The following is a 13650-nucleotide window of genomic DNA, read 5'->3' on the forward strand; positions in this document are numbered from 1 at the left end:
AAGTTATTGGTGGCAATACTTATACAGCAAACTTCAGTATCATCACCAATTGCGTCTTTATTGGCTTATGCAAATTCTGCAATGTCATCACTATATCCTTTCATTTGTCCTCCACGACTATGACACGACACAAAGACGACCATACACTCGTGGTCTTTAAGTTACCAGTAAAAGATGTAGATTGAGCAGGTATCTGATGCGAATGACAAAAGAACTCACTTGCGTCAACAAGAAACAAGGAAGATGAACCAAGGCCAAACATCCACCCGCTTCCATTAATTCAACTTCCGAAATTTTCAACTGTCATAATTACTTAAAATTCCTTCACCGATTGTCTTTACCCTCTGGAGCAACTCTTCTGGAGTTACCACCTTCACCTCTGCACCAAAACCAACAATCCATCGCCACAAATCAAAATCATCTAAAGTCCACTTGGGAAAGGTGACTTGAAAACGATGGGGGAAATTGCGATCGCGGGTTTTGTTCAAGCAAAATAATGCATCTGGAATGTTATTGGTTATCTTGTGAATTGGCGGCGACATTTTCATCTGTGCAAACCGTTTTGTTCCCTCAGTAATAAACGGATAAATCCTATCGCTAAACCACAATTCCACCGTCACGCAGACTTGCATTCGTTTTTGTTTATCATCACTGAGAAACAGTTTTTGGTCAGTGGTGCTGTTTCCTAAGTGCATACCTGCACCGGCCTTAAATAATTTTTGTAACTTTTGTAACGTCTTTTCTTGTTCTTCCCGACTGCGTTGTTTAGTTTGTAGTCTACCTAAAAAAAGTCTATCCAGACGTTCAAACCGCAATAAACCAGAAGTTTCACCACTGAAGCACTCATAACCCAAATACCAAGCAAAGTTAGAAAACACGATTTGTAATGGATATGCTAAGAAAAAATCCTTTTCATCTGCTGTGTATTTACCTACGCCTGCAAACCGTTTTAACTCCAAAAGCTTTCCTTCTACAATCCCCCTTTCTAACTGGGCTAGATAATTACTTAACGCACTCCTATGGAGATGCTTGGGGTCCACAATGGAAGTATTAGCGATCGCCCGTACAGGATAAATATTTTCAGTATTTTCAATAATATGTGCTTGTAATAAACGCTGCTTGAATGTTTCGTAGATTCCCAAAGCCTGGGGGTCATTTAAACTGTTAGCTTGGGATTGAATCATATCAAATACCTTGATTAATTCTGGTTTAGAAAGGATGCCTGTACCAGCAAAATAACCGTTACGCATAGAAAAATTAGGCAATATTTTATAGGGTTTCAAGACTTTTTCAATATCCTTGCGAATTGTAGCTTTTTCTCGACGGTGGTCGTCAACTATTCCAGCTTGCCGTAAGGAGTGAATTAAAGTATTCAAGCTACCTGCACCCATATCTGTTAAAAAAGGATAGTGGAGAATAAAGCGGATTGTACCGATTAAACGCTCAAAAACTTGCTTGTCTGAGTAAGAGTGTACTGCACTTAAAGATATCAATTCATCGCTCTTAAATTCTTGATTTTTGTGACTGGCTACAGAAAAAGTAGCATTGATAATTCCTTGAGTTTCCAACCATTCCAAATCAGCCGCTATGGCATCTTTGTTTGCATAAACTGCACCCCGCAGTTTAGCCATAATAGTAGTAATTTCTTCTAAAAAATTAACAAAATTAGGAACATAACCAAGAATATCTTCTAATAATTTAGGTTTACTTAAATGAAATTCCCCAATCCCAGGATAGTTAATGATTAAGAATATCAAATACATCAAACGCTCAAAATCTAGCAAACGACTATAACGATGGAGTGTGATTTTTGCATAACGATTTTGGGAATTGACAATTTTACGGGGAACATCTGCAATTAGTTTCGCAATTTGATGTGCGGAAAATTTCGGTGCAGTCACATCAATTTTATTGACTGCGGCGAATCCTTCCCCAGTAATGGGCGGAAATTGTTGCAGCATTTTATACATACTTTCGATGATAGTGGCGGGAACTTGGCGTTGGCGTTGTTGATTCCATTCCATACAAGTTGAAAGGGGAGTTTGTAAGTACCAAGCAATCCAGTTAGGTTGGGTTAATTTCCTTTGTGCAACTTGGCTATTAACTTTCAGCAAAAAGTCAATGCGAAAACAACGCTTAAAATTAGTAGCATCATAGATGATACTTTTACCCTCACTCAATGCAGTACAAATAAGCTGAATGGCGGTTTCCTCAATTTTTTGCCATTCCCCTTGAATTGCCGCATCACCATATAACTCTTCGCGGATGTCGTCAGTGGAAATGATTTCGCAATTTCCCAACCTAGATATGAGTTTTGCAAAGGTAGATTTACCGCTTCCTGGTGTTCCAATGAGAAAATGCGCGACGGCTTTGGAGTCAGTTTTGGTTGACACTTGATTCTTGAGTGTGGCTGTTGGCATCTCAGGTGATATTTATTTTGCTTTTTATATTCTGATGTTAAAGTGTCATGGTCTTTTTTACTTTTGTGCTAGTGCGAATGACGATTTTTAGTCGCTAATCTCTGGGGTAAATTTTCACTGTTTCCATTAAATCATCCCCACATTGTTACTAGAGAGTGCAGAAGGCTGGAAGGTTTGAAAAACAAGAATTACAGGACTTATTTTCGCCGATCTCACTCAAAAGTATAATTTCAGCCATCGCCTATCAATATCTCATCTCTGAAAAAATCCTCAAATTTAGTCACAGCAAGGGCTTGATAATTTGCGCGAATCTCTATTTCATAGATAATGACTCAAACGCTGAACAGAAAAGGATTTGAGGATTATATAACAGTTGTTCGCCTAAAACAGCTATAGATTCCCGCAGTTGTCCTTGCATCAAACCCATCATTGCAACCCATGTTGAGTTAACTGAGTTATAACCCAGTCACGAACATCAGAGTAAATATAGTAAGGACTATTCAAACCTACATAGTGACTGACAGTTTTATTAAAAATCCGTGCTGTTTGCTGACTGATATTCGTGATTTCTGTCAAAATTTCTGTCGGGAGACAAGCTTGATTAGCATATTTAATCTTATAGTTTTTACACTTTCTATCTTTTTCTAGGATTTTTTCCATACTTTCTAAAGAAACACCTTGAGAACTATGGATAATTTGGTTTCGTTTATCAATCCAGTAATCCAGCCTATCTAAAGATTCAGTAATCTTTTGCCAAGCAGTTTTCTCTATGAGATTACTTCTAAACTTAATTAGAGCATTGATAAAATTCCTCTTACTAAATCTTCCTTGTAAAAGGTATGGTAACTCATTGTTACATTTTTCACCTTCCGCTTTTTCAAAAAATTGCCACAATTGACGTTCTACTTGCTTTTTATCTACATACCAATTATCACGATATCCAGTTTGATCGAAATATTTCACCCCCCCCAAAGACCTAATTATATCATGTAAACTTTCTTCACAAAAAGAAGCCAATCTAGATAAAAAATGAGCAATTTGGTTCAGTTGCCAATAAATACGACATTGTGTATAAATATTTAAAAGCTTATTATAATTATCATCACAAACTAATTTGTGCAAATTACTAGATTGCCGCAAATATTTATTCTCAATCCTTTTTAAATCTTGACTAGCCTTCACATTATCTAAATTTAAACAATCTACTGCTACATTCAAGGCTGTAATAACTTGTTGAATTAGAGAATCATTGATAGCACTTGCCTCAAGTACATTTTCTTGGACTAAGGATTGTAAATATCCCTCAAAACTTCTCATTAATTGAATAGAACCATCAAAATCCCAGCGTTGTAAAATTTGGTTAACCGCCTGGTACTTTTGTCCTCGAATGTATAGCCAATAAGCATTTAATTTACAAGGAGATGGTTCTCCTGCTAAGACTTTGGTAATATCTAATTCCGGTTCTAGATAAGCTTGGAAATCTACACTCAAAGCCATAACTTGGATTCGCAAAGCGGTTTGCATTTGGGGTGTACCACCCTTGAGACTAATTAGAATCTTATCCTGTCCCTGACTAATTTTATGCAACTGTTCATAATAGTAATTAAACAAAGTATCTTGCTCAACAGGTTTAATGTGTTGGGGAATTATAATTGGAGTAATTTGCAAATCTAGAATTTCTCTTTGCAACCAAATATTGAGAATTTTAGCCAGATTAACCGTATCTGTAGGATAACCATAAACTTCAGACGGTGGTTGATCAGTAACAAAATAATAAACGTGTTTGACATGAAACTTTTCCTGGGCAGTTTTAATAATTCCCCATATTCTCCCAGGACGCAATCTAGAATGCCAGTAGTCAGGATTTTGTTGGTAATTTTCTAATATTTTATGGGTTAAATCTCGAAAAGAAGCATTATTATTCAGCTTGAGTTCCTCACATAAAAATTCTTCAATGAATGCTTCACGCTGGGACCAAAGTGCGGCTTCATTAGAATTTCCAGGTGGTAACTTAATATTTGGTTCATTCCGGTCAAATTTTATGGGAAAATAGTAATCTTCGATTTTAACTGCTAAGTCAGAAGTGCCGATATTAGCAATAAGGATAGACATATTCTGGTTCTCACTAAGGGTAATTTTTGGACAATTTAAGAGTGAACAGGGAACAGTTATCAGGTATATCAGCATAGACTTAAACCCAGGGATTTAACTGATAACTGGTTTATGATCTACCCTGCCAAATTTCTCTATGTTCTTTGATAGGATGCTTCTGTTGTATTAACAAATTGAAATATGCTTGACGACGTGGATTATCAACCCCGAAAATAGTTATGACATCAAAGCAATGGCCAACACGCGCAATCCAAATAGGCGATCGCACCTGTATTGAACCACATAACTCTGAGTCATAGCCATTCCCTGGATTAGCTTGTTGATGCAGCAAGGCTAAAGCTGGAGGTTTATCATTACTAAAATCACCCTGGACACAAATAATCCGACAGTTGCTATCAACCGCCTCCGCCCAATCACCACTTCTGGTTGCGGTTCTTGACTGTGTATGATCGAAACATAACTGAGTCAGTGTTGATAGATTCCTATAAAAAGAATCTAACCGACCACGAAAAAGACTTTGAAAATCATCTAACTGTTCGGGACAATTCCAATATTCATTTTCTGGACTTTCGCTCATGAGTTTAACAGTTGAACCACGCCAAAAAGGGGGTCTGGAGTTGCACCTTTTTTTGCGAGAATAACATGGTCTTCTTGCTCCTTGACCAACACCACCAAGATGGAAAGTTAACCATGTTAAACTTTCTAACAATTTTTTCAAAGCTGTTTGCTCTTCGGGCTGCATATCCCGAACAACTGCTGACTGATATAAAATTAAACTTCCTGTAGCTAATCCAAATTCTTTTTCTTTATCTTGAGCATTATTGCGGATGATTTTACCATCATAAATTTCTAATTGAAACATTCCCAATTTAGCTGTAGGGTCAATACCTCCAAAAATCTTTAATTCCCATTGTTTAACTGTACTTGCTTCCAACACTCCTAAAGCTAATGTCCGAAACCAATAACGCAACATAGAACGAAAAGCGGGAGGACGAACTTCAGATTTTGCCTCACCTGGTGGTTTCCACCCTGTCCCTTCACTATTTTTTGCCCACCTTTTAAATTCCTGTCTTCCACGGACTAATTGTCCCTGTAATTCAAATTTAACACTCAGAATTCGTTTTTTTGGTTTTTCTTGTTCTACTTTAGTTTGAACCTCTAACACTCCATAACCACTATTTACCCTTGAGCCTACGCCTTGGTTCAGAGCTTTAATTAACCATTTTTGCACAAGGTTAAGAATTTCTAGATTTTGCTTGTCATGTACCCGTAAACCAACTACAAAAGTCACTTTCCGCAATGATAAAAATACATTAGGATTAGTTTTATAATGTGGATTATCACCATCCCATGTCCAGATAGAGTTTGCCACATCTGGTACTAACCCAGGTATTTCATCCGGAGAATCTTTATCTGTTTCTGGGAATGGTAAGGGGTAAGCATCAAGAAAAATCACTTTCCCCATGGAAGTAGTTGGTTGGATGTCGCCAAATATTTCTCGGATCTCATCATCAGTGACATCGCGATGGCATCTTGCCATTTCTCGCGCCACACCCTTTAATGTAGAGCTGGGAATATAAGGCATACCCAAAGCATCAAAGGCAGGTAATAATATCGATGCTGGCCCTCGCATCCCTCCCACACGTACCCGCCAAGATACAGTAGCCTCAAATGATACTGTAGCTAACCTCCGAGTCCGGTCTGTTAATGTTCTCAGTCGAGAATCATAGTTACTTGTTTTTTGTAATTCATCCAGTAGTTGTATAACTTCACCGTTGTTGACTAAATCAATTTGTGTGGCTAATTTTTTCCCCCGTTTAGAAGTGTCATTTGGTTTTTCTCTTAAAATCCGCATCCATCGCAGATACTCGACGAAACTGGCTTCTTTTACAAAATTTAAATTGCGATGTAAAGGATGATTTAGCCAAGGATTAGTGGGAATAGGTTGTCTTGCTCCAGCATCAGTCATACTAACAGTTCCTACATCTTTAATGTTGCTGTACTTCTTTGATTAGGGAATTTCAACTAAAAAATATCCATGTGGGGTATGTCAGCGGAATTAACATTGAACATACCGATAAATTATTCAGGTGTTCGTAAATGAAAAGATGATATCAAATTGAGAAAATTTCTTCCTTTGCTCCTGAGCTTGTCTGAGTTCATACTAATGTGTGAGCAACGCCATTATTCTTACTGACGCACCGTACTAACTATTAACTGTAGTTACTTGATTAGTAGTTTGGTTGACATCATTATTAGACCTTTGTTTAGGGTACAATGCTTCAGCCCAAAACGAAAATTCCCGTGCTACTTGCAGTGCAACTCCTGTCAATCCCAAATATTCCGACGCAGACAAACCAATAATTTTTCTCATTCCCTCCATACCTACAAGTGGGTTAGGCTGGGTATTTGGGTAAACTAATTCTCCTAATGTTTGAAAAAAGCATCTCAGAATCTTCTGTTTTTGTATCTGATTAACCAAAGCAGGGTCTTCCCCTTTTAATCGCATTAATCCCCAAGTAGCAATATAAGTATATAGTTCAACAGCTTGACTTTTTTGTTCATCATGATGTTCGGTCTGTTGGGTACTTTCCTTTACTGCTTTCAGATTTTGATAAACCTTAATAGAATTTTTGCGAGGATCGTAGTTAGCCATTTATTTTCTTCCTATGTACAAAATGATGCAATTAATTCTCTATTTAAAAAATTAAAAATTTCGCACAACATTTTTAATTGTTAGTTTCAACTTAACGATTCGGTCGTCGAGGTCTTTGTAATGGTGGAGTTGGAGATATTGGGACTTGAGTATTTTCAGTTACGGGAGTTTCTGTCTTTCTTGAAGTTAATTTAGGTGTCCAGAGTTCCACTAAACCCCTTCCTAGACTTTCTTGTCCACCGAACTGCCAAATAATATCTTGCTGACTAAATATTTGTCTTAATTGATTACCAGCAGTATCACCATTACCATTTGCAGTTGTGGTAATTCCCCAAGGAAAATACATTAAAGTTTCAGGAGGAATTGCTTCTTCATAACGAAACCCTGCATTGTCAGCTAGGGTTTTACCTTGATTTAAATTCACCCTAACTTGTTTCCACAGACTGGTTTGAATCAAAACCTTACAATCTTGATCAGACATGACCAAGGCTTTATTAATAGTTGTCGTAATTTCATTATCTTGAGGAATATATTTCTTCCAATCTGACCATAAATGAAGTTCTCTTGCCTCAAATATGGCATCTTTTAAATAAAGCTGCTCTCCATTACCACCACTAAAACTATTTGGACATGGCAGACTCAGAGATTGATTATGTAATCGCAACCACCGACGCAGCAAAAATTGCGATGTAATCCAAACGATGCCATGACTTAAAGAAGGAATTGGAAACCAAAGAATTGCCGCATCTCCAATCCAAATAGTACCTTGAGTTAGATTATCATCTCCATTTTGCTGCACATCTTCCAGGGTATTCCCCCATAAGAATTTCTGCTGTTTTTCTGGTGTACTAGCCCTAACTCTACCACGCAGTCCCGCCCCTGGTATATAAGGTAAATCTGTATGAACTTCACGGGCAATTCCTATAATATTTCCCTCTTGCGTTGCACCTCCTGTATGTAAAGGTGACAGTAAATAAAGATAAGATAAATTAGTTTTCATAGCTACCTACTCCAAAGTAAAATACCATAATTGAGACTAATCAAAGTTTCCAACCATTTATGGTCAAACTCACGTTCCGTAGATTGTTTGGAATCAGGGACGGGAGATTTTTCCGGTAAAAGTCTGCTAACCTCATTCATACCTTGCTTAAATAAATACACTGTCCCTGGAGGCACGAATGCACGTTGTGGTAGCATGGGAGTTGCAGTATGTCTAGATTTACCACCCCATAAAATCGGGCGATCGCTAGCACAACTGAGTAAACTTTCTCGCCACACCCCAGGACAAATCCCATAAATAAATTTTTCAGGATCAATTGGTGCTAGTCCAGGGGTTAACAAATAAGCTTTGTTGCGGTGTGAGGATGGCCGCATGAACTCCTCAATAGCATCCCAATCAGGTAAACTCTCAAGGGGAGAAACCAAAGCCCGATGTCCCTCACCGCCCAAACGCACTACAGATGATTCCAAAGTTGTGTTAATAGCTGCAACTAACTTCCAGCCAGTGTGTAGCCGCACTGCAACTTCCGTAAAATAACCATCTTCATCTTGGACTTGACGCTGGTTTGTTTGCATTTTAATATGAGGCAAAACCTGTACACTCCAGGGATCGTCATGAAAATCTTGAGGATTATATAGACTTTCTCCCTTCAGGTATTGAATCAAGGCACCAACTTTCATCCAAGGTTTGGGACGACCACAAATCCATTCATTCTTACCTCTCACGGAGAGACTATCACAGATATCTGCATTGTCAGCAATTGGTGGCGGAATCATAGGGAGTAGATGATTTTCCTCCAGAGAAGCCGAACCGCAACAGACATACTTCCATACCGGACTTTCAAGGCTTAACGGTTGTAAACAAACCAGACGGAACCATTCATCCAATTGTTCTATTTTGTCGTATTCTGGATTTTCATCTGGGTTATCACTACGTTCCCTTACACAAAGTAAATCCTTTGGTGTAGGTAGCCACAGTTCTTGAGATATAGATGTCTCCCGCAGCAAAAAAGGTCCCATGAATTCTAACTTTTCTGTAGTCTTATCTGTTTTGGTGACAGAACGTAAGGCTTGAAAAACTGCCGTTGGCATTGGTGGAAACATTCCCTTAGCCCATGCACCTTCTCCCGGCGAAAATGGTTTTGCCTCTCGGAATAATAAGACATCTAACGCTTCAATTGCATACCATTTTTTCATTTTCGGCTAATATTTAAATCTGATTTAACAATCCAGTTACTTTCTACTTGCCAACGGGACATCAAAAACGCCGTAAATTTTAACAGCATAGATATATCTTCTGGAGAATTACCTAAAGCATCATCTTGATTATTTTTATTTTTTTGTTTTATACAAAAAGCCCACTCTTCCCATTCATCCAACCAAATTAATAAAGCATTTTTGACATTTTCAGGAACTTCTTGATTACGACTATGCAAAACTACTTCAGCAACTTGTCGGAATAACTTATCATTTTCTGTAACATCAGCATGACGAGGTAATTCCTCCGCTAATCGATACAAAATTGGGCTGAAATCTACTTGTTTAAAATTTTGAATAGCTTGGATAAGCTGCCACCAACTTTCGAGTAAATGACCTTTCATTAAGGCTTCTAAAGTATTGCCAGAACCGTAAATTATTTGGAAGCACAAACCATCTTTATCAGATATTCTTTTATTTCCAATACTTCCACCCAACAGCTTTTTAGCCTTATCTTTTTCTGCTGACCATAACTTTTCTAGAACTGTTGGTAAAGGAACACTCTTGTGAGCAATGACTACCCCTAAACTCATCGTTGCTTCTTTACCCATAGTAAATAACGGACGAGATGGAATATCGGCTGGTTTCGGTGTTTTTTCATTCCATTGCCAATAACCACCCATACACCTAAATTCACCTTCAGGGTCTTGACTACCACACCAAGCAGCACGCAATGAGCGCAAAAATTTAGGCAAATCACCTAATGGTAATGCTACCATTACATCATCTCCACCACTATAAATTACCCGTCCACAACAACGCTGTTCAGCAATATAAGGAACTAAGCGGTTAGAAAAATCAAGCAATGCCCTATTGAGTCCAACGTGGGTAGCAGGCCCCATTCTTTTGCGTGTATTTTTTAATAATTCTTCCCATGCTTCTTCATCTCTGATATGATTTTTATCAACTAAATCTTTAATAATATAATCTTCGTATTTTTTGAGCTTACGTCCATTGACATAACCCCCCATCCCATCACCATCACCTAGTATCAACACCCACCAGTCAGCTGGGGTGCTATCACCAAAGTGTTTTTTTTGAACTGTATCAACGATACTCCTTAACCCAGAGGTTTCTGAAACTTCTAATCCCATATCATCTGCAAGCCATTTACTGGAAAACATTATACCGTTGTAACCTTTTTGATAATTGGTATCTCTTCTTAAAGACTCATCCGCTCGTTTGACCTGAAAAGGACGACGGGTAAGTTTTTTAAATTCTCGGTACTTACTTTCTTGATTTTGGAATTGCGGATGTTGTTGAAATTCCCGTTCTAAATCTTGCCAATATCTTTCAACTTCAGCAGGATTATGACTAGCAAAATGTGCTGCGGCGATAGAGCAAAGATTGGGGAAACGAATTAAATTCTCATAATCATCATCATCATTTAAAGGAATTCCTAAAGATTGTGCTACACCCCCATACTTCCAAGCCATACGTTTAGTTAATTCAATGGCGTTTAGTTTTTCAGAACCGTTGAATAAACCTGGATAAGCCAGTGCCATAACACGCCAAAATAAGCGTAGTGATTCCGAAGGTATACCGAAGCCGTTTTGAAATTTTTGATAATTAAAGCGCGGATATAAAGCACTATATTGACCTGAAAGTGTAGAACGTTCTCCAGGCGCAACGGGTATTTGCCAAGCCCGGGTATTTTTAATTGCTTGAATACCGTTACCAAGACGTGCTTGTAAACTTCCCCACCACGAACCTACATTAAATTTTCCGTATATAGGTTGTTCCGTCGGTGATGGTAAATCAATAATTGGTTGTGCTATCTGATTTTGTGAATTTATCCATGCTTGTAATTGATGATTTCCTTGTTCAATTTCTAGGGGTTGTTCAGGAGAACCTAACGCAACTGCAACAAAATAAGTTTCCCATGTGTTCTTAATTTGCACATTCCAAAGTTCATTCCACTCCCAATTACCTCCTTGATAAAAATCTTGGAGGGTTGTTTTAATATCTCGACTTTTCTTAATGTTGACAAGTTTATCTGGACTTATCCCCATTTCTAGCCAAGCTTGTTCTAATTCTGCTTCATTCTTACCTTGTACAAATTCGTCAGTAATTAAATTCCAAATTTGTGATAATTCCTGTTCATCCATAACTTGGATAAACTCTTTAGCAATTATTTTCCAAGTTCTTTGTAGCTCTTGCTGATTTTTTACTAAATCTCTCACTCTTTCTTTGACAGAACTTCTGACATCACTGCTGATTTTTAGCCAAGTGTCTTTTAGAGTATTTTCTAAATGTTTACCTAACGCCACCGCTTTTTCTTGATTAGGCACTACAATAGTAATTACATTGGGAAATCCTGCTGTACTTAAACTCTGCAAATGAGAACTTTCAAAATTTTTTACTGGATCAATTTTTATATGTTCACAAGGATTTTTGAATATTGCTTGAATTTCTGGTAATTCATGAAAATGCTCAATCATCAAGGCATCGATAATTTCTTGACTCCATAATGAAGGAGTAATGACTGTATCTGGTCCATATTTTTTAGCTGCTTCAAAACAAAGTAATGCACTAAAGTAATGTAGTAAAAATGACCCAGCCCAGAAATCAAGAAACTTCCGTGATGACTTAATAAACTCTTGGATAGGAGAAAAGGTGAATAGCAGTAAATAAGGAGATTTATTTCCAGAGTCTGACTCATTTTCATCAGAAAATATTGCTCCAGTTAATGCAGAAACTGTGCTTTGATAACCGTGCAATGGACAGTCAGGTAAAATCCGATGCGTAGGAATTAAAAGAGCATATCTTGCATCTTGAGCGGCTAACAGTTCTGGTAAGTATCGCCAAAACCACCAAAATACTTTCTCTACGTCTTCTTCTTGAGCAATTTTACTAATATCCAAGGACTTCTCAAATGCTGTAACTGTAATTTCTTGTCGTTCTCCACTAATGCTATGGCAAAAAATAATGTGCTTTTCATTACGTTCAGTGCCAACATCATTCAAGCTGACACGATCAGAGGAAATACTGATATGTACTGCTTGTTCAGCATTTTCGCTTTCCCACCATTTCTGTAAATCTGGCAAATATGGCTGTAAACAAGCTAAATTATCGTAAATATAATGAAAATCCACCATCAGCCAATTTATTTTTTCTATTGCTCGTAAGAAAGCATAAATCTTTCTGTGATACACATTCATACCCGTCAATTACCAGTGACCAAATGTAAGTTATATTATTGGCTGCCAAGTCATAACTTTTTTCATGCGAATGACAAATAAAAGTATAAATTTTGACATATATTTTCATTTAAGTTCTTAATCTCCAAGTTTACAGAGTGTGTGCAGAATTTCCGATCTTATTCGCTGACTAATTAAATTTTTCTCCCTCATGAGAATAAAAAGTACAACTAATTTTGAGATGCAGAGTCACAAAAGGACTCAAAGCCGCAACCAAAGGATGACTCACCGGATAACCCTCTGTAGTCAAAGCCTGAATAACCAAAGACATATCCACTCTATTTTGTAGAATTACCTCACCAGGGACCAAATCCAAATATTTAAACCGCTTCTCCTGCTCAACCGCGTCATTTTCCGTAATCACACCATCGTTACCAAAAAACGGCTACTTCACAAAATTATGGTATTCCTCCACAATATTGATATAAGCAGTAATCTCCTGTCTCATCACCGCATCCGAGATATAACGCAACAAAAAAATAGTCCGTTGTTCACTCGCACAAACCGTCGATGATTTACGAAAGTACGGATATGACCAATCAATTGGTCAAGAATGCCAAACCCAGGTAATTCATATCTTTCCTTGACCAACTCCTCTATTGCAACATTGATTAAATCAGCCGAGTGATCTTTCACTTCTGCTTGTTGGGTAACTAAAATAGCAATCAACTTTTGGGCGGTTTTATCCTATTGTTCAACCCCCAGGTAAGAACGGGTAGCCCGTTGGTAAGTATAACCTTGACTTTGTGACGGGATAGCTTTTACCCAGCTTTGTAATTTTAAACACCACCTTAAATGTTTAATTACCGCATTTGGTACACACTTAGGATAACGGTAAAACTAGTTGGTACTTGTACCAAAAAGGGCAGAAATGTTGAATGTCGTTACAAAACTTTACATAGTTAGATATAGTAGTCCTATCAAAGGTGAAAATGTCAACATCTCATAATATCTTCCATCCAATGAACATAACTGATTTGTTGACACATACAAGCTTGAAGGTAGC

Annotated in this window: 8 protein-coding genes and 1 pseudogene; all 9 read right to left on the bottom strand. The window is 37.7% G+C overall.

The genetic code is table 11. The features are described 5' to 3' along the window. Positions 1-296: 296 nt before the first annotated feature. The 9 genes and pseudogenes from NWP25_RS08310 to NWP25_RS08350 all read right to left on the bottom strand — a co-directional run bounded on the left by NWP25_RS08310 (position 297) and on the right by NWP25_RS08350 (position 13313). The gene (locus tag NWP25_RS08310; protein WP_280699188.1) at positions 297-2420 is read right to left on the bottom strand and encodes a WYL domain-containing protein; all 2124 of its coding nucleotides are present in this window, start codon (positions 2418-2420) and stop codon (positions 297-299) included. A gap of 426 nt (positions 2421-2846) precedes the next feature. Continuing rightward, positions 2847-4532: a hypothetical protein gene (locus NWP25_RS08315; RefSeq protein ID WP_280699190.1), complete on the bottom strand. Its 1686-nt coding sequence runs from the start codon at positions 4530-4532 to the stop codon at positions 2847-2849. A 109-nt stretch (positions 4533-4641) separates the two neighbouring features. After that, complete coding sequence (locus NWP25_RS08320; RefSeq protein ID WP_280699192.1) at positions 4642-6501, bottom strand: RAMP superfamily CRISPR-associated protein; 1860 nt, start codon at positions 6499-6501, stop codon at positions 4642-4644. Positions 6502-6738: 237 nt separating this feature from the next. Continuing rightward, the gene (locus tag NWP25_RS08325) at positions 6739-7188 is read right to left on the bottom strand and encodes a hypothetical protein (RefSeq protein WP_280649903.1); all 450 of its coding nucleotides are present in this window, start codon (positions 7186-7188) and stop codon (positions 6739-6741) included. Between the two features lie 91 nt (positions 7189-7279). Further along, on the bottom strand, positions 7280-8188 hold the full coding sequence (gene cmr4, locus NWP25_RS08330) for a type III-B CRISPR module RAMP protein Cmr4 (protein WP_280699193.1): 909 nt from the start codon (positions 8186-8188) through the stop codon (positions 7280-7282). A 2-nt stretch (positions 8189-8190) separates the two neighbouring features. After that, positions 8191-9384 (bottom strand): type III-B CRISPR module-associated Cmr3 family protein, encoded by a 1194-nt coding sequence (locus NWP25_RS08335; RefSeq protein WP_280649901.1) that lies wholly within the window; start codon positions 9382-9384, stop codon positions 8191-8193. Further along, positions 9381-12605 (bottom strand): type III-B CRISPR-associated protein Cas10/Cmr2, encoded by a 3225-nt coding sequence (gene cas10, locus NWP25_RS08340; protein WP_280699194.1) that lies wholly within the window; start codon positions 12603-12605, stop codon positions 9381-9383. The genes NWP25_RS08335 and cas10 overlap by 4 nt, the downstream gene beginning before the upstream one ends. Before the next feature lie 169 nt (positions 12606-12774). Beyond that, positions 12775-13092, bottom strand: a pseudogene (locus NWP25_RS08345) (Tn3 family transposase). After that, complete coding sequence (locus tag NWP25_RS08350) at positions 13092-13313, bottom strand: DUF4158 domain-containing protein (protein WP_280649899.1); 222 nt, start codon at positions 13311-13313, stop codon at positions 13092-13094. The pseudogene NWP25_RS08345 and the gene NWP25_RS08350 overlap by 1 nt, the downstream one beginning before the upstream one ends. Positions 13314-13650: the final 337 nt, after the last annotated feature.

Origin of the sequence: Umezakia ovalisporum Ak1311 (genome assembly GCF_029891685.1) — a bacterium.
GTDB classification, from domain to species: domain Bacteria; phylum Cyanobacteriota; class Cyanobacteriia; order Cyanobacteriales; family Nostocaceae; genus Umezakia; species Umezakia ovalisporum.

Excerpts from the sequence above, each read along its gene's own strand:
- cmr4 (WP_280699193.1), bottom strand. The coding sequence starts at position 8,188 with ATGAAAACTAATTTATCTTATCTTTATTTACTGTCACCTTTACATACA.
- NWP25_RS08335 (WP_280649901.1), bottom strand. The coding sequence starts at position 9,384 with ATGAAAAAATGGTATGCAATTGAAGCGTTAGATGTCTTATTATTCCGA.
- NWP25_RS08310 (WP_280699188.1), bottom strand. The coding sequence starts at position 2,420 with ATGCCAACAGCCACACTCAAGAATCAAGTGTCAACCAAAACTGACTCC.
- NWP25_RS08325 (WP_280649903.1), bottom strand. The coding sequence starts at position 7,188 with ATGGCTAACTACGATCCTCGCAAAAATTCTATTAAGGTTTATCAAAAT.
- NWP25_RS08315 (WP_280699190.1), bottom strand. The coding sequence starts at position 4,532 with ATGTCTATCCTTATTGCTAATATCGGCACTTCTGACTTAGCAGTTAAA.
- NWP25_RS08320 (WP_280699192.1), bottom strand. The coding sequence starts at position 6,501 with ATGACTGATGCTGGAGCAAGACAACCTATTCCCACTAATCCTTGGCTA.
- cas10 (WP_280699194.1), bottom strand. The coding sequence starts at position 12,605 with ATGAATGTGTATCACAGAAAGATTTATGCTTTCTTACGAGCAATAGAA.